The organism is Eremococcus coleocola DSM 15696, from assembly GCF_000428865.1.
GTDB classification, from domain to species: Bacteria; Bacillota; Bacilli; order Lactobacillales; family Aerococcaceae; genus Eremococcus; species Eremococcus coleocola.
In genome coordinates this window covers 32,554-48,713 of record NZ_AUAT01000016.1, presented here as the reverse complement: position 1 = coordinate 48,713, position 16,160 = coordinate 32,554, and the positions used below count along the sequence as shown (strand labels likewise).

General features: G+C 39.8%; 12 protein-coding genes, 3 tRNA genes, 1 pseudogene and 1 other annotated feature. Of the genes and pseudogenes, 14 read left to right on the top strand and 2 right to left on the bottom strand.

What is annotated here, in order from left to right:
- Positions 1-5 precede the first annotated feature (5 nt).
- The 9 genes and pseudogenes from G396_RS0105465 to G396_RS0105425 all read left to right on the top strand — a co-directional run.
- Positions 6-78 (top strand) — tRNA-Met (locus tag G396_RS0105465).
- Positions 79-91: 13 nt separating this feature from the next.
- A tRNA-Asp gene (locus tag G396_RS0105460) sits at positions 92-164 on the top strand.
- Positions 165-171: 7 nt separating this feature from the next.
- A tRNA-Gly gene (locus tag G396_RS0105455) sits at positions 172-242 on the top strand.
- Positions 243-286: 44 nt separating this feature from the next.
- Positions 287-577: an EamA family transporter gene (locus G396_RS0105450; RefSeq protein ID WP_162139967.1), complete on the top strand. Its 291-nt coding sequence runs from the start codon at positions 287-289 to the stop codon at positions 575-577.
- Between the two features lie 129 nt (positions 578-706).
- A complete protein-coding gene (locus G396_RS0105445; RefSeq protein WP_162139966.1) occupies positions 707-1,108 on the top strand; it encodes an EamA family transporter in 402 nt (133 codons plus the stop codon).
- 385 nt (positions 1,109-1,493) lie between these two features.
- Positions 1,494-4,121 (top strand): pyruvate, phosphate dikinase, encoded by a 2,628-nt coding sequence (gene ppdK, locus G396_RS0105440; RefSeq protein ID WP_028125311.1) that lies wholly within the window; start codon positions 1,494-1,496, stop codon positions 4,119-4,121.
- 24 nt (positions 4,122-4,145) lie between these two features.
- Positions 4,146-4,763, top strand: a complete 618-nt coding sequence (locus G396_RS0105435; protein WP_006417964.1) for a helix-turn-helix transcriptional regulator — start codon at positions 4,146-4,148, stop codon at positions 4,761-4,763.
- A gap of 113 nt (positions 4,764-4,876) precedes the next feature.
- Complete coding sequence (locus G396_RS10265) at positions 4,877-5,593, top strand: pyruvate, water dikinase regulatory protein (RefSeq protein WP_345917260.1); 717 nt, start codon at positions 4,877-4,879, stop codon at positions 5,591-5,593.
- Between the two features lie 214 nt (positions 5,594-5,807).
- Positions 5,808-6,113, top strand: a pseudogene (locus G396_RS0105425) (FAD-binding protein); the annotation flags it as partial.
- A 62-nt stretch (positions 6,114-6,175) separates the two neighbouring features.
- Here G396_RS0105425 and G396_RS0105420 read toward each other — a convergent pair.
- Positions 6,176-6,976, bottom strand: coding sequence for a hypothetical protein (locus G396_RS0105420; protein WP_028125309.1), 801 nt, complete (start codon positions 6,974-6,976; stop codon positions 6,176-6,178).
- 146 nt (positions 6,977-7,122) lie between these two features.
- Here G396_RS0105420 and metK point away from each other — a divergent pair, with 146 nt between their 5' ends.
- Both metK and G396_RS0105410 read left to right on the top strand, forming a co-directional pair.
- Positions 7,123-8,301, top strand: coding sequence for a methionine adenosyltransferase (metK, locus tag G396_RS0105415; RefSeq protein ID WP_028125308.1), 1,179 nt, complete (start codon positions 7,123-7,125; stop codon positions 8,299-8,301).
- 384 nt (positions 8,302-8,685) lie between these two features.
- Complete coding sequence (locus G396_RS0105410) at positions 8,686-9,042, top strand: hypothetical protein (RefSeq protein ID WP_162139965.1); 357 nt, start codon at positions 8,686-8,688, stop codon at positions 9,040-9,042.
- A gap of 111 nt (positions 9,043-9,153) precedes the next feature.
- Here the strand turns inward: G396_RS0105410 and mnmM are convergent, their stop codons facing one another.
- A complete protein-coding gene (gene mnmM, locus G396_RS0105405; protein ID WP_248623905.1) occupies positions 9,154-9,747 on the bottom strand; it encodes a tRNA 5-(aminomethyl)-2-thiouridylate-methyltransferase MnmM in 594 nt (197 codons plus the stop codon).
- A gap of 62 nt (positions 9,748-9,809) precedes the next feature.
- Positions 9,810-10,015 (top strand) — a binding site (T-box leader).
- Positions 10,016-10,098: 83 nt separating this feature from the next.
- On the opposite strand from mnmM, the gene leuS reads away from it, so the two are divergent.
- Genes leuS through G396_RS0105390 form a run of 3 tightly spaced genes read left to right on the top strand, consistent with a single transcriptional unit; the run spans position 10,099 to position 16,150 of the window.
- Positions 10,099-12,522, top strand: a complete 2,424-nt coding sequence (gene leuS / locus G396_RS0105400; protein WP_006417969.1) for a leucine--tRNA ligase — start codon at positions 10,099-10,101, stop codon at positions 12,520-12,522.
- 23 nt (positions 12,523-12,545) lie between these two features.
- The gene (locus G396_RS10945; protein WP_051221151.1) at positions 12,546-15,425 is read left to right on the top strand and encodes a polysaccharide biosynthesis protein; all 2,880 of its coding nucleotides are present in this window, start codon (positions 12,546-12,548) and stop codon (positions 15,423-15,425) included.
- Entirely contained in the window at positions 15,425-16,150 is a 726-nt protein-coding gene (locus tag G396_RS0105390) for a pseudouridine synthase (protein WP_028125304.1), read from the top strand. The genes G396_RS10945 and G396_RS0105390 overlap by 1 nt, the downstream gene beginning before the upstream one ends.
- Positions 16,151-16,160: the final 10 nt, after the last annotated feature.

The following is a 16,160-nucleotide window of genomic DNA, read 5'->3' as shown; positions in this document are numbered from 1 at the left end:
ATTATCGCGGGGTGGAGAAGTTGGCATCTCGTCGGGCTCATAACCCGAAGGTCGTAGGTTCGAGTCCTACCCCCGCATTTTATATTTTATTGGTCCGGTGGTGTAGGGGTCAACATGCCTGCCTGTCACGCAGGAGATCGCGGGTTCAAATCCCGTCCGGACCGCTTTTATGCGGGTGTAGTTTAGTGGTAAAACTACAGCCTTCCAAGCTGTTGTCGCGAGTTCGATTCTCGTCACCCGCTTGATAAGACTAGCTGAGGCTAGTCTTTTTTTATTATTTAATATTTTGAGAGAAGATAAGGACTTGAAAAGGTTTAGGTGGATTTGGCTTTTGCTTGCTGGTTTAATGTGGGGGAGTAGTGGCTTGTTTATTCGGCAATTATCAAGTTTTGGAGTGAATAATTATGTAACAATTTTCGGACGAATGTTTTCTGCAGCTTTATTTTTAGGTTTAATTATTTTAATCAAAGATTCAAGACTTTTTAAGGTATCCTATAAAGATTGGACTTTAATGATAGGATCTGGTGTAATCGGAATGGGAATTATTAATGTCTTTTATAATATTGCTATTATTTAGACCTTCCTGGTTTTAGCTGCAGTTTTATCAGCTTTAGTTCCTGTTTTTGTCGTGTATTTTGCTGCTATATTTTTCAAGGAAAAGATTACGATTAGTAAACAGATTTGTGTGGGCCTAACTTTACTTTGTGTGATATTTGTTTCGGGTGTTTTGGAATCAGCTAGTTTGAAATGGACTTATACTGGCATTATTTACGGAGCTTTAGCGTTTTTTTTCTACGGGGTATATGGAATTTTTTCCAAACAATTAGCTGTTCGTCAATCTCATTACTTAACTTTAATATTTTATGGTTCTCTCTTTACGGCAATAAGTATTAGTTTTGTCACTGTTTTTCATGTATTCTGGCAAAGTTCGGCGAATCAACCCCAGTTATTCTTATGGTTAGGTCTAGATGCTGTATTCTTATCTGTTATTCTATCTGGTTTGTATGCCATGTCCATGAATTTTTTAGAAGCGGGTAAAGTAGCTATTTTGGTGTCAGGAGAGACGCCAGCAGCTATGGTTATGGGTTTAATCCTCTATCATGAATAGCCGACCTCTATAGCGATATTTGGTTTATGTTTAACTTTTCTAGCGATTTATATTTCAAATCTGCCAGTTAAATTAAGTCTTCCAAATATTAATGATCGTCTTTTAACTTAAGATTTTCTTTAAATATTTAACTTTTTTAATTATTACTTTAGCCCCTTAGGGGCTTTTTTATTAGTGCAACATTTTAATTTATTTCTAATATTTATTTTTTTTGTTATTTCAAGATGTTTAATCATGTTATTTGAAACTTTGTTAAAGCTTTTAATAGAGGCTTTAATTTATAAGTGTTTATTTTGTTTATACAAATCATCGATTTTATATTGACTATTATTAGTGCGACATTTATACTATATTTTGTAAATATTCAACACTAATGGAGGTCATTATGGAAAAATTATTGTATCATTTCAGTGAAGGTAATGCGTCTATGCGTGACATTTTAGGCGGTAAGGGGGCAAATTTAGCCGAAATGACGCGGATTGGTTTACCGATTCCAAACGGTTTTACGATTTCTACTAAAGCTTGTTTAGCGTTTTTAGATGGTGATCGGACTTTATCCCTAGAGTTGAAGCAACAAATTGATCAGTACTTAGAAGAAATGGAGATGAAAACAGGAAAGCAATTCTCAAATCCTAACTCCTTACTTTTGGTATCAGTTCGGTCTGGTGCAGCTATTTCAATGCCTGGTATGATGGATACAATTTTAAATTTAGGTTTAAATGATCAAAATGTAGAATACTTAGCTGATTTAACTTCTAACCCAAGGTTTGCTTATGACTGTTATCGTCGTTTATTGCAAATGTTTGGAAACGTTGTTTATGGAATTGACGGACGCGCTTTTGAAGATATTTTAGATGATATCAAATCAAGTAAAGCATATTCTTCAGACTTAGATTTAACGGTAGATGATTTAAAAGAAGTGGTTAGACGCTACAAAGAAGTCTACCAAGCCAACCAATTAACTTTCCCCCAAGAACCAATTCAACAACTCTATGATGCAGTTAAAGCTGTTTTTGCTTCTTGGGATAATGATCGGGCCATTGTGTACCGGAATTTAAATCATATTCCACATACCATGGGGACAGCGGTTAATATTCAAGAAATGGTCTTTGGTAACTTGGGTGAAACATCTGGAACGGGTGTTACTTTCTCAAGGAACCCAAATACCGGTGAGAATGAACTTTTCGGTGAATTCTTATTAAATGCTCAAGGGGAAGACGTCGTGGCTGGTATTCGGACACCTAAGCCAATTTCTTCATTGAATGATTTAATGCCGAAAATCTATTATCAATTTAATGCGATTTCAGAAAAATTAGAACGGCATTATGGCGACATGCAAGATATTGAATTTACAGTTGAAAATGGTAAGCTATTCATTCTCCAAACCCGGAATGGTAAGCGAACAGCCAAATCTGCTTTAAATATTGCTTATGAAATGGCAATGGAAGGCATTGTTGATAAGGGACAAGCGCTAATGCAAATTAACCCTGCTGCGATTAATCAACTCTTACATCCGATGTTTGATCCAAATCAAGTGGCTAATTTCCCTGTAATAACAGATTCTGGTTTAGCAGCGAGTCCTGGGGCAGCCGTTGGCCATATTTATTTTGATGCTGCGACTGCTAAAGAACATAACTTAATGGGAGAACGTGTTATCTTAATGCGACAAGAAACTTCTCCAGAAGATATTGAAGGCATGGTATCTTCGGCTGCAATTGTAACTAGCCGAGGAGGTCTAACTTCTCATGCGGCTGTCGTGGCTCGGGGGATGGGAACTTGTTGTGTAGTCGGTTGTGAAGATATCCGAATTAAAGAAGCAGAAAAAGTGGTTGAATATCCTGGTGGTGTTTTACATGAAGGAGATTTAATTTCAGTTGACGGTTCTACTGGTACCCTCTATTTAGGCGAAGTGCCTACGATTCCATCTGAGGCAGACGAACGCTTTGAAAAAATAATGACTTGGGCCCGCGAAATTGCCGATATGAAAGTAAGGATGAACGCTGAAACTCCAAGTGATATTGAAACAGGACTTCGTTTTAAAGCAGCCGGAATTGGCTTAGTTCGGACGGAGCACATGTTCTTTGGTTCAGATCGTCTACCACATATGCGGCGGTTCATTCTTGCTGAAAACGATCAAGAACGTCAAGCTGCCTTGGATAATTTAATCAATTTCCAAAAAGAAGATTTTTCAACTATTTTCCAACAAATGGAAGGTCTACCAGTGGTTGTCCGTTTATTAGATCCACCGCTACATGAGTTTGTACCGTCTTCTCAAGAAGATATCGCTCAAGTTGCTAAGCAACTTGAAATGGATCCAGCCAAATTAAACCGACGTGTTCTTGAACTTCATGAAGTAAATCCAATGCTTGGTCACCGCGGGGTACGTTTAGCCATTTCTTACCCAATGCTTTATCAAATGCAAGTTCAAGCGATTATTGAAGCCGCCTTAGAATTAAAAGCACAAGGTGTTAACGTTGAGCCGGAAATTATGATTCCATTGGTGGGAATGAAAGAAGAACTTAAAGAAAGCAAAGCCTTCTTGGAAAAACGGATTCAAGCGATTTTTGATGAAAAGGGCGATACCGTAGATTACCAGATTGGAACCATGGTTGAATTACCACGGGCTTGTCTGACAGCCGACCAATTAGCTGAGGATGCAGAGTTTATTTCTTTCGGTACCAATGACCTAACCCAAATGACCTATGGTTTCTCCCGTGATGATGCGGGTAAATTTATCCAATCCTACATTAAAGACCGGGTCTTAGCCTTTGATCCTTTCCAAACCATTGACCAAGAAGGGGTCGGTGAATTAGTTAAAATTGCAAGTCAAAAAGCTAGAGCTAGCCGTCCGGGAATAACCATGGGCGTTTGTGGAGAATTAGGCGGCGACCCTAAATCAATTGAATTCTTCCATAATATTGGTTTAGACTATGTGTCATGTTCACCTTTCCGCTTGCCGGTGGCTCAATTAGCTGCTGCTCAAGCTACGATTAAGCAACCAAGAAAGTATTAAATCAAATAATGGAGCGATGTAAGTATGGAACTAAGTCCACGACAATATCAAATTATTGAAATTGTTAAAGCCAATGAACCCATTAATGGGGATACAATTGCCCAACTTTTGGGCTTAAGTCGGTCAACTTTAAGAAGTGATTTTGCGATTTTGACCATGACGGGCATCTTGGATGCTCGGCCCAAGATAGGATATTTTTATTCAGGTCTAGATTTTCAACCTCTATTTCTAGATAAGTTAAATCACATGACCGTAGCTGAAATTATGATCCCGGCTATTATTATTAAGCAGGACACTAGTGTTCAAATGGCAATTAGTCATCTTTTCTTACATGATGCTGGCTCCCTCTATGTAGTCGATGATAACGAAGAGTTAGTTGGCTTAGTTTCAAGAAAAGATTTACTTAGGACTGTACTTAATAAAAGTGATGTTTCCGTTCCGATTGCCGTTATGATGACGCGTTGGCCTAATATACATGTCACTTATCCGAATCGTCCGGTCTTAGAAGCGGGGCAAATGCTACGTGACTTTGAAATTGACTCTTTACCCGTATTAAAATCAGACCAATCAAAACAGGTAGTTGGTAAATTATCCAAGACCAGTTTAGCCTATTTATTAGTTGACTTGGGGGTGGTTGAGTAGATGAAAGCCAGTCAAGAAGGAAGCCCACTAGCAATCTTTATGATTTCTGACTCAGTCGGTGCAACAGCCAGAAAGTTACCCAAGCAGGTTTAGCTCAATATCCCCAGTTAGCAATTGATGAAATACGACGTTTTCCTTTTGTTAGGGATAGTCAAACCTTAATACCAATCTTGGAAGATGCCCTTAAGGAACAAGCCATCGTGATTACAACTTTGGTTTCAGACCAATTAAATCAGATGGTAGAAGAATTTTGTACCTTACATGGACTAGACCATGTGGATTATATTTCTCCGCTGATGCGGATTATTTCACGGCGGACCCAACTGAAACCCACCCGCCAAAGCGGTTCAATCCATGCTATGAATAAAAACTATTTTGACCGAGTTGATGCGATTGAGTTTGCTGTAAAATTTGATGATGGCCGGTCGCCACGAGGTTTTCTAGAATCCGATTTGGTCTTATTAGGGGTGTCTAGAACATCAAAGACCCCGCTGTCTATTTATTTAGCTAATAATAATTCGCTTAAAGTTTCTAATCTACCTTTAGTTCCAGAAATTACTTTACCCAAGGAAATATTCCAGGTTCCAAAAGAGAAGCTGATTGGTCTGATTGCTAGTCCCCGTTATATTATGCGGATTCGACAAGAGCGGGTAAAAGTCTTAGGCCTTGGTCAAGGATCTGCTTATGATGATTTGAGTCGAATTAAGTCAGAATTATTATATGCTCAGAAAATCTATGACCAGTTGGGGATTCCAGTCGTTAATATTGAAAATAAATCAATCGAAGAAACAGTAGTTCATATTGAAGCCATTCTCAATCAATATCAATAAATAGTTAAAGGGACTGGATTTTTTTGCCCAGTCCTCTATTTTTATTAAAATATGATAAGAAAACACTTACAAACTTGTGGAGGAATGTTTTATGATGTGTGAATGAGAAGGGAGAGTTATGAAATTTTAGAAGTTTTCGTTAAGTTTAGTTTTAACTGGACTGTTAGCTGCGCAAATGCCAATCGTTCACTCTGAGGAATATGTTTCAGAATCAGCCGTTGCTACTGGTAAATATGGCGAATTTGAACGTGAAACCGGTATGGAATATGACTTATCTAAAGCACCTTTCTATGCAATCCAAATTGCACCGGGAATTCATCATACCATGGGTGGTTGGTCTATCAATACTGAGGCACAAGTTTTAAATGAAGATAGCCGAGCTATTTCTGGACTTTATGCAGCCGGTGAAGTAGTTGGTGGCGTCCACGGTTCTAACCGGCTTGGTGGTAAGGCTGTAGCCGATAATATTGTATTCGGTCGTCAAGCTGGTAACCAAGCAACCTCATTTGTTAAAGAATAGTTTAACAGTCTAAATAATAAAAACGTCTTAATCCGATTAAGGATTAAGACGTTTTTTGATTATTAGAAAAGAACACTGAGGCTATAAATGATAGTGAAGATACTTAAGACCGCGGATAAATAATTTATTTTCCGTTGGCTCTGGTCAGAATTTTTGGTAACAACCAGGCTTGGTATTAAGGCAAAACCTGAAACTAATAAGCAAAGAATTTGAACTAAAAAGTAGGAACGGCTTGGTAAACTAAAATAGAAGCCTAGAGCTAAGGCAAGAAAACTTAGAATATAACCTAGATAACGTAAACGGGGCCAAAGTTTAGAGGGTTGATAAATAGAAAGTTCATCTTTTAAGTGGAAAGTTTGAATATAAATCCCTGCAAACATAAGAACAATTGGAATTAAATGAATCAGCAAATCATTATTAATGGCACCAACTTGGGAATAGTAAGCTATGATGTTGAGGATAAAGCTTTCATAGAAAATAGCTAAAATATAGGCATAAATCGTATTGGAAATATTATAAGGGTAATAGATGATGTGGGTATAAATTAAATAAAATAGAATGAGCAAAATAATAATCCAATGTTGGCGAATCATTAAAAGAATCGCAGCTAAAATCATCAGGCCTTGTAGAATCCTTAGCAACAAGGGATTGTCAGTAATTGAACTCTCACGGTCAAATTTTAAATGTAGAAAATGTAAGGTTAATTGTGAAGTGAGTGCAATCAAATAAAGTAAGATTACCGCTAACCACTTAGGTGATTGACTGTGGCTTACCCCCATAATAGCGCCAAAAAGTATCAAAGAGAGGGGGGCGATAAAGATCTTGAGGTAAGGGTTTTGTAAATAATTTATAAATTTTTTCATCTTGACTAGCCTTTCCATATTACTATCATTCATATTAATAATAAGGTATAATCCTTGTTGTATCAATGGAAAATTAAAAATCCTTACATTTGTAAAGATTGTAATATTTACTACAGCAAAAAACATGCTGGAAAGGAAGATTATTTTTGGAAAAATATTTATTTACATCTGAGTCAGTCACTGAGGGACATCCTGATAAGATTGCGGACCAAATTTCAGATGCGATTTTGGACGCGATTCTTAGTCAAGACCCTTATGCCCGGGTCGCTTGTGAGACTGCAGTCAATACCGGCCTAGTCCTAGTATTTGGTGAAATTACCACCTCGGCCTATGTTGATATTCAAGCGGTAGTCCGCCAAACCATTCGTGAGATTGGTTATACGGATAAGAAATACGGCTTTGATGCAGACAATGTTGCGGTCTTGGTTTCCTTAGATGAGCAATCACCGGATATCAAACAAGGGGTTGACGCAGGAATTGAATCCCGTCAATCAGACCAACAAAAGATTGGGGCTGGAGACCAAGGGATTATGTTTGGCTATGCCACTAACGAAACCCCAGAATATATGCCTTTAGCGATTGCATTTTCCCACCGTTTAGCCCGTCGCTTAGCCGAAGTTCGAAAAAGTGGACTACTAGCCTACCTTGGGCCAGATGGTAAAACCCAGGTAACTATTGAATATGATGAGCAGGGTCAAGCTCAACGCATTGATAATATAGTCATCTCTACCCAACATGCGGAGGAAATTTCTTTAGTTAAAATTCGCCAAGACATGATTGAACATGTGGTAAAGGCAGTGATACCAGCTCATTTATTAGATGATGAGACGGTTTATTATATCAACCCAACGGGTAAATTTGTGGTCGGGGGTCCAGTGGGAGATTCTGGTTTAACTGGCCGGAAAATTATCGTAGATACCTATGGTGGCTCAGCCCACCATGGGGGTGGGGCTTTTTCTGGTAAGGATGCTACCAAGGTAGATCGGTCAGCTTCTTATGCGGCTCGTTATGTCGCCAAGAATTTAGTGGCCGCTGGAATTGCGGACCAAATCGAAATCCAAATCGCCTATGCTATTGGTGTGACTAAACCAACTTCTATTGCTGTGAATAGCTTTGGTTCTTCTAGCTACTCTGATAAAAAAATTATACGTGCCATTCGGTCTGTGTTTGACTTAACGCCAGGGGGTATTATCGAAAGTTTAGACTTAAGAAAACCAATTTACCGCCAAACAGCCGCCTATGGTCACTTTGGTCGCCTTGATATTGATTTAACTTGGGAACAAACGGATAAGGTGGCTGCTTTAAAGGCCTACTTTGCCCAATAATTAACTTTAGATACCTTTTTTCCCCCTAAAGTTGGATGATTCAATCCAATTTCAGGGAGGTTCGTTTTTTATAAATTTTTGTATAGCTATCGGGGCTAATTTATTAAGGTAATTATTTACGATGGTAAGTGAAGTCATCAGATAGATTTAAATAGATAGAAGGGTAACCAGTCCTTTACCTAAATTCAGCTGAAGTGTCTGTTTATCTTTAAATAGTTGTAGGGAAAAGTATAATAAGGGTATAAATGAGACTATGTGGATGGAGGCAAACGAATGAAAAAATGGCTAAGCATTGTTTATTTCATTTCAGTGTGTGCTAGTGCTTTAGTGGGTTTCTGGCATTTCTTTGTGCCCCATATGTTTCAGTGGTAAGACTATCTGCCAATGCAATATGAAAATCTTATCGTTGGAATCGACTATACAAACTATTGCTTTTCCTTTCTGCTTTTTGGATTGAGTCTAATGCTGATTATTTTAGGAAAGAAGGCTTTATCAGGCAATCAGGAAGTTATTTACTTTTACTTTTTCCTAACTCTTGTCTGTATTTTCCGAGTCTGCTCATCAATTTTTATCGAACCATGGCCATTGCAACCCATCCCCGCTGCCGCAATTGGACAAATGATTGCTACATTGATTCTGGCGCTTATGATGTTTATAATAAGCACTTGTCTTTATAGGAAATTAAAGAGAAATAGTTTACTTAGCATTTTTGATGAGAAAGTTTATGAACAGCTAATTTAATATTCTAAAAAAACTAGAAGATAATAAAATTTTCTATAAATTAGCAAAAATAAGAGATTCTGTTTTTCTACTTTTTGCCCGCTCCCAATAATTTTAGACATAATATCTTTATCAAACCTTTGCAGTTTTTATCCGTTCAATCACGATAACATAAGGCGGTTGGTTGGCCTGATTAAGAAATTGATATTGGAGGACCTGGAATTCTGTTTGGGACCATTGGCTGACTTCAGCTAAAAGTTTAGTGGATTCCACCTGCCCTTGAGGGTGGCCCAAATAAATCACCAAAATTAGTTGACCGTGTAGGTCTAAATGTTGGGCCAAAGTCTTTATAGCAGTTAACGTAGATTGCCATTGGGTGGTGATTTGGTGGTCGCCCCCGGGCAGATAGCCTAAATTAAAAATGGCGGCCTGTAATTTTTGCCCAGGAGTCAGATGAGCTTCTAGGTTGGCATGGCTATCATGGATTAATTGATAGCGGCTTGGGTCAAGGCCTAATTTGTTTAAGCGGTCTTGGCTATTGGTGAGGGCTTGATCTTGGATATCAAAGGCTAGGACCTGCCCATGAAAATTAGGTTTTTGTAAGATAAAGGCGGTATCGTGGCCATTTCCCAAGGTGGCATCAACAAAAGTCCCTTTAGGAAAGCGGTCAATAAGAGCAGTTAGGAGTTGGTGGGAATAATGGAGGGCAGATTGCATCGAAGTCATCTCTTTCTTTAGATAAGGAGCAATGATTGCTAAATAAGGCTTGCTATGCTATATTATACCTAATAAATAAAGGGATTAGAACTAGTAAACTTTAGACTTCTGTAGAGAGCTTATGGTCGGTGCAAATAAGTGAAGTTATCCGTTGAACTCATCTAATAAAACCTGGTGCTGCCAAGCCTTGCTAACAGCACTCGTCTGACCGCGTTAAGGCATAGAGGTGCGCTTGGCGCACAAAAATAGGTGGTACCGCGTTTTCAACGTCCTATATGAAGTTTATTTCATATGGGATTTTTTGCTTTTAGGAGCAAAAATCAGCCAACCATCTGAATAAAAAGAAAGAGGCAATAAAAAATGACTTATCAACATCGTTTAATCGAGCAAAAATGGCAAGATTTCTGGGATCAAAATCAAACCTTCAAAACCCTAGACCGGGGGGCAGACCATCCTAAGTATTATGCGCTAGATATGTTCCCTTATCCTTCAGGTCAAGGCCTTCACGTCGGTCACCCAGAAGGTTATACAGCGACTGATATTATTTCACGGATGAAACGGGCCCAAGGTTATGACGTGCTTCACCCTATGGGTTGGGACGCTTTTGGCTTACCTGCGGAACAATACGCCTTGGATACCGGCCATGATCCAGCTGACTTCACGGCGGAAAATATTCAAAACTTTAAACGCCAAATTAAGTCTTTGGGTTTCTCTTATGATTGGGACCGGGAAGTTAATACTACAGATCCTGAATTTTATAAATGGACCCAATGGATTTTCTCTGAATTATATAAACGTGGCTTAGCTTATGAAGAAGAAGTGGCAGTGAACTGGTGTCCCGCTTTAGGTACAGTTTTGGCGAATGAAGAGGTTATTGATGGTCTATCTGAACGGGGGGGTCATCCAGTCTATCGTAAACCAATGCGGCAATGGGTTCTTAAGATTACGGCTTATGCAGACCGTTTATTAGAAGACCTTGAAGAGGTTGATTGGCCAGAATCTGTCAAGGCCATGCAACGGAATTGGATTGGTAAATCTGAAGGGGCCCAAGTTGATTTCCAAGTCAAGGGAACTGACCATAAGATTACGGTCTTTACGACGCGTCCGGATACCTTATTCGGCGCGACTTATGCAGTGCTTGCACCAGAACATGATTTAGTAGAAGCGATTACTAGTCCAGATCAAGCCCAAATCGTGGCCAACTATATTAAGGAAGCTGAACTTAAATCTGATATGGAACGGACTTCCTTGAATAAGGAAAAATCTGGAGTCTTCACAGGAGCTTATGTAATTAATCCAGTCAATGGTGAAGAATTGCCATTGTGGATTGCTGATTATGTCCTAGCCTCATACGGGACCGGGGCGGTCATGGCGGTGCCAGCCCATGACGACCGTGATTTTGAATTCGCGACTAAACATCAATTACCAATTAAATTTATTATTGAAACGGGCGATGCGGGGCAAGATCAAGCCTTTACTGGCTCAGGCCTCCATTATAATTCTGAATTCTTAAATGGCATGGATAATGCTCAAGCGATTCTAACCATGATCCAATGGCTTGAAGAAAAAGGCGTTGGTAAAGGTAAAATAAACTATCGTCTCCGTGATTGGCTCTTCTCCCGTCAACGTTATTGGGGTGAACCAATCCCAGTCATCCATTGGGAAGATGGCACCACGACGTTAGTGCCGGAAGACCAACTCCCAGTCATGTTACCAAAGACCGACCAAATTCAACCCTCTGGCACTGGGGAATCACCTTTAGCTCGGATTGAAGACTGGGTAAATGTAGTGGATCCTAAGACCGGAATGGAAGGGAAACGGGAAACCCACACCATGCCACAATGGGCGGGTTCTTCTTGGTATTTCCTCCGTTATATCGATCCTGACAACAAAGAAGCCTTAGCTGCCCCTGATAAATTAGCCAAATGGTTACCAGTTGACTTATACATTGGTGGGGCCGAACATGCTGTACTTCACTTATTGTATGCCCGCTTCTGGCATAAGTTCTTGTATGATTTAGGTGTAGTCCCAACTAAGGAACCTTTCCAACGTCTTTATAACCAAGGAATGATTTTAGGCTCTAATAATGAAAAAATGTCTAAATCAAAAGGCAATGTGGTCAATCCAGACGACGTTGTGAAGGAATATGGTGCCGACACCCTCCGGGTGTATGAAATGTTCATGGGACCTTTGGATGCTTCAATTGCTTGGTCTGAAAATGGCCTTGAAGGTAGTCGTCGTTTCCTTGACCGGGTATGGCGCTTATTGGTCGACGAAGAAACGGGTCAATTGAAAGCCAGTGTGCAAGACTCTGATGATGACGCTCTAACCAAGGTTTACCATCAAACGGTTAAGAAAGTGACCGAAGACTTAGAAAACCTTCACTTTAATACAGCTATTTCACAATTAATGGTCTTCTTAAATGAAGCTAAAGACCAAACAATTATTCCACGTCAGTATGCAGAAGGTTTTGTCCAATTGCTAGCGCCAATTGCACCTCACTTAATGGAAGAAATTTGGTCAATCTTGGGGCACCAAGAATCGATTAGCTATGTGCCATGGCCAAGTTATGAAGAAGAGCTTACTATTGATAATACCGTTGAGATTGTTATCCAGTTGAATGGTAAAATTAAAACCAAGATGGATGTTGCCACTGACCTAGACCGGGAAGCTTTAGAAGCCCTAGTATTAGCCAATGAAGAAGTCAAAGATTTATTAGCCAGTAAAACTATTCGTAAAGTAATTGCTGTTCCTGGTCGCTTGGTTAACATCGTAGCTAATTAACGATTGAATGAGGAGGAAAGAAATTGACGCAAGATGAACATGATTTAAAACAAGATGCTCAAGACAAGGGCCATTATCGTCGTGATCTCGCAGATACCATTCAATTTACCGAAGATGAATTAAAACGGATTCGTAATTTTTATAATCAGCGTCTCTATGAAGCTCGTCCTGAGGAAAGCCATCTGAATCCCCAAGGCTATGATGAAGATTTCTTTGATCGTCAAGCCCGTGAACAAGAAGAAGGGTCTAGAGAACAAGATTTTTCTAGGGGCTTGGAAGCTGATGAGGGTGCCTTGGCTTCAGCTCAGACATCCGAGGGTGATGTTGAATATGATGACTATGAGTTTGCCAAGGCTTACTATGAAGGGCCTGATTTTGAAGAAAATGAAGAAAGACCAGCAGAACTAGGTCAACCTGTCCATCAAGACAAATCATTGCCGCAGCGCTGGCATGATTTTTTAAACCAGTTTAAAGCCAAGCAAGCGACAAGTGAAACTGAAATGAACCTTAATCCAGCAGAAGTTGATGATGATTATGAGGATTTTGAAACCTTATATAATCAAGTCGAGGAAGAAGATGACTACTTTAGTCCCAATGATCAAGCTTCGAGTCCTAAAATTGGTGACCTCGTTGGGTCATTTCGTGCTAAATCAGCCAGCTTCTTTGACCGTTTAACTAATTCGGATAAGACCGAAGAAAACGAGGGCGAAGCAATTGAAGCTGACTCTCTTGATGATATGGACTTGGCTGATGCAAAAAAATTAGAAGCTCAGCCTATTGAAGCAGATGAGGCACTTGTTTATGAAGATGAGAGGGTTGCTTCATCAGAGGAAAGTGAAGCCCAGCTTGACCATAATCTTGAAGTTGAAGCCCAAACTAAACCATCCATTACTGAGGAAGCTGATTTAGTTGATGCAGACCTTGTGGATATTGATGAGGATGAAGCCTTTAACCAAGCCAATCGCGATTTTGAAGAAGAATGGGCGCAAGCGGCTGCTAAAGAAGCTCAAACTAAACAGCAGTCTGAACTTGACCAAGAAATGGCAGCGCTCCACAATACCCATGAGATTATCTTAGATAACACTCTTGAGCAAGTAGGTGTGATTGATGCGGTGATTAAGGCGGAAGAAGAACAAGCTGAAGCGGATTATTTAGTAGAAAATGAAATTACCCCTGACCTCGATGTAGAAGATGAGGAGACACTTGAGCCTGAATCACACTTTGAAAGCGAAGTAATGGATGAAGATTTGAATCATATAACTGAGTCAGCTGACCAGGCTAGGTCCGACCACTTTGTCTCTGGCACAATTTGGATGACTGTAGGTTCGATTTTCTCTAGAATCTTAGGTGCAATTTATATTATTCCATGGGCTGCTTGGTTAGGCGCTGAATATACTCAAGCCAACTCCTTATATTCAGTAGGTTATAAACCATACTCACTATTTTTAGCCTTAGCAACCGCTGGCTTTCCATCAGCAATTGCTAAGTTAATGGCTTATTTCCATTCCAAGAAAGAATATGGAGTCGCTCAAAAACTATTCCGTTATGCCATGGTTATCATGTTAGTCACCGGGATCGTATCCGGTGGGTTACTCTTTGCTTTAGCACCTGCTTTAGCGGAACAATCGCCAACCATTAATCCTGAGGGTGCAACCCTGGTTATTCGGTCCTTGGTCCCAGCCTTATTAATCTTGCCGATGATGTCCTTATTAAGAGGGTATTTCCAAGGCTTTAATGACATGAAACCAACGGCTGTCTCTCAAATTATTGAACAAATTGCCCGGGTTATCTATATGCTAGCCTTAACCTATGCCATTATGAAAATCTATTCAGGTGATGTCACTCAGGCAGTGGTGCACTCCACCTTTGCTGCTTTTATCGGGGCACTCCTATCCCTTGTCTATTTGATTTACTTATTATGGCGGCAACAAAAAACCATTACTAGTTTGGTTCAAGCATCGCCAAATAAGGTAAGTATTGACTTCAAGGAAAGTTTCAAATTACTGATTCGGGACTCAATTCCATTTGTTTTATTAGGCTCTGGAATTATTATTGCCCAATTGATTGATACCTATAGTTTTAGTCAAATTATGCAGGCAACGTCACCCCTTCTATTAATTGAAATTTCTGAATTATATGGAACCTTGTCCTTGGATGTGGATAAGTTAATGATGATTATTATTTCTCTAGCAGTTGCGATGGCGGCGTCTGCGATTCCATCTGTAACCAGCTTGTTTGCTAAAAAAGATGTGCGGGCTACGTCTGATTTAGTCCAACGTATTTTAGTGATTTTCATGTTTATCATGTTACCCGCATCTTTTGGGATGGTTGCTATTTCAGATAATATTTACCATCTCTTCTATGCCAATGGAGCCCCAGCCGGACCGGGTCTACTAATTACCGGATCTTTATCCTCTATTTTCCTAGGGGCTTATACTGTTCTTTCAACGATTTTGCAATCGATGGATCAGCGCCGGATGGCCATTCGCTATCTCCTAATTGGACTCCTAGTTAAAGCCTTGGCCCAGTATCCATTTGTAGCTGTTTTCCAAGCTCATGGAGCTTTAGCAGCCACTCTCTTTGCCTTCTTAGTCGCCTCACTTTTAATGTGCTTTGAACTTCATCGTCATTTAGAATTTGACTTTGCCAAACTTATTTCAGATTTGACTGCGATTATTATCGTATCTGGGGTTATGCTGTTAATCACCGGAGCCTGGAATATCGCTTTAAATCGTCTGTTTGGCACAGTAGGACGTGGTTTAACCTTTGTTAAAGTTCTCTTTGATATGGTCATTGCAGTCTTTGTTTATGGGGCAGGCATGGGCTTAATGGGTAAACTCCACATTCTATTGGGACATCGTTTCCAAGAAATTCAAGATAAGTTAAGGATTTTCCCATCATGATGCGGCTGGATAAATTTTTAGCGACTCTTGGCCTAGGCTCGCGTAAAGAAGTCAAGAAACTCATCACTTCGGGTCAAATCCAAGTGAATGACGAAACAGTTACCAAAGTAAACCATGGGGTAGATGAAGACCATGACCAAGTTGCTTATTTAGGTCAAGAACTTGTATATCAGGCTTATTACTATGTAATGCTGAATAAACCAGATGGTTTGGTTTCTGCTACTGAAGATAAAATGCATGAAACGGTGATTGATTGGGTTGCCCTTGATTTTGACCATGTCGACCTTTTTCCAGTGGGGCGGTTAGACATTGATACCACCGGTTTGTTACTCTTAACCAATAATGGTCAATTAGCTCATCAATTACTCTCGCCAAAAAAACATGTCGCTAAGACCTATCAAGCCTTGGTGACTGGCCAAGTGAGTGAAGTAGATATCGCAGCCTTTGCAGCCGGAATTCGCTTAAAGGATTTTACAGCCCAAGCGGCTGAGTTAGAAATTTTAGATTATGATCCAGATAAAGACCAAAGCTTGACCAAGGTGACCATTCATGAGGGCAAGTTCCATCAAGTTAAACGGATGTTTCTAGCCAGAGACCATGAAGTGTTACACTTGCACCGGGTTAGTATGGGGCCCTTGGTCCTAGATCCTGACCTTGATCTAGGTCAATACCGGGAACTAACGGCGGCAGAATGTGATTTATTGCGTCCCTATGGCTTGGAATAATGAAGTGAGG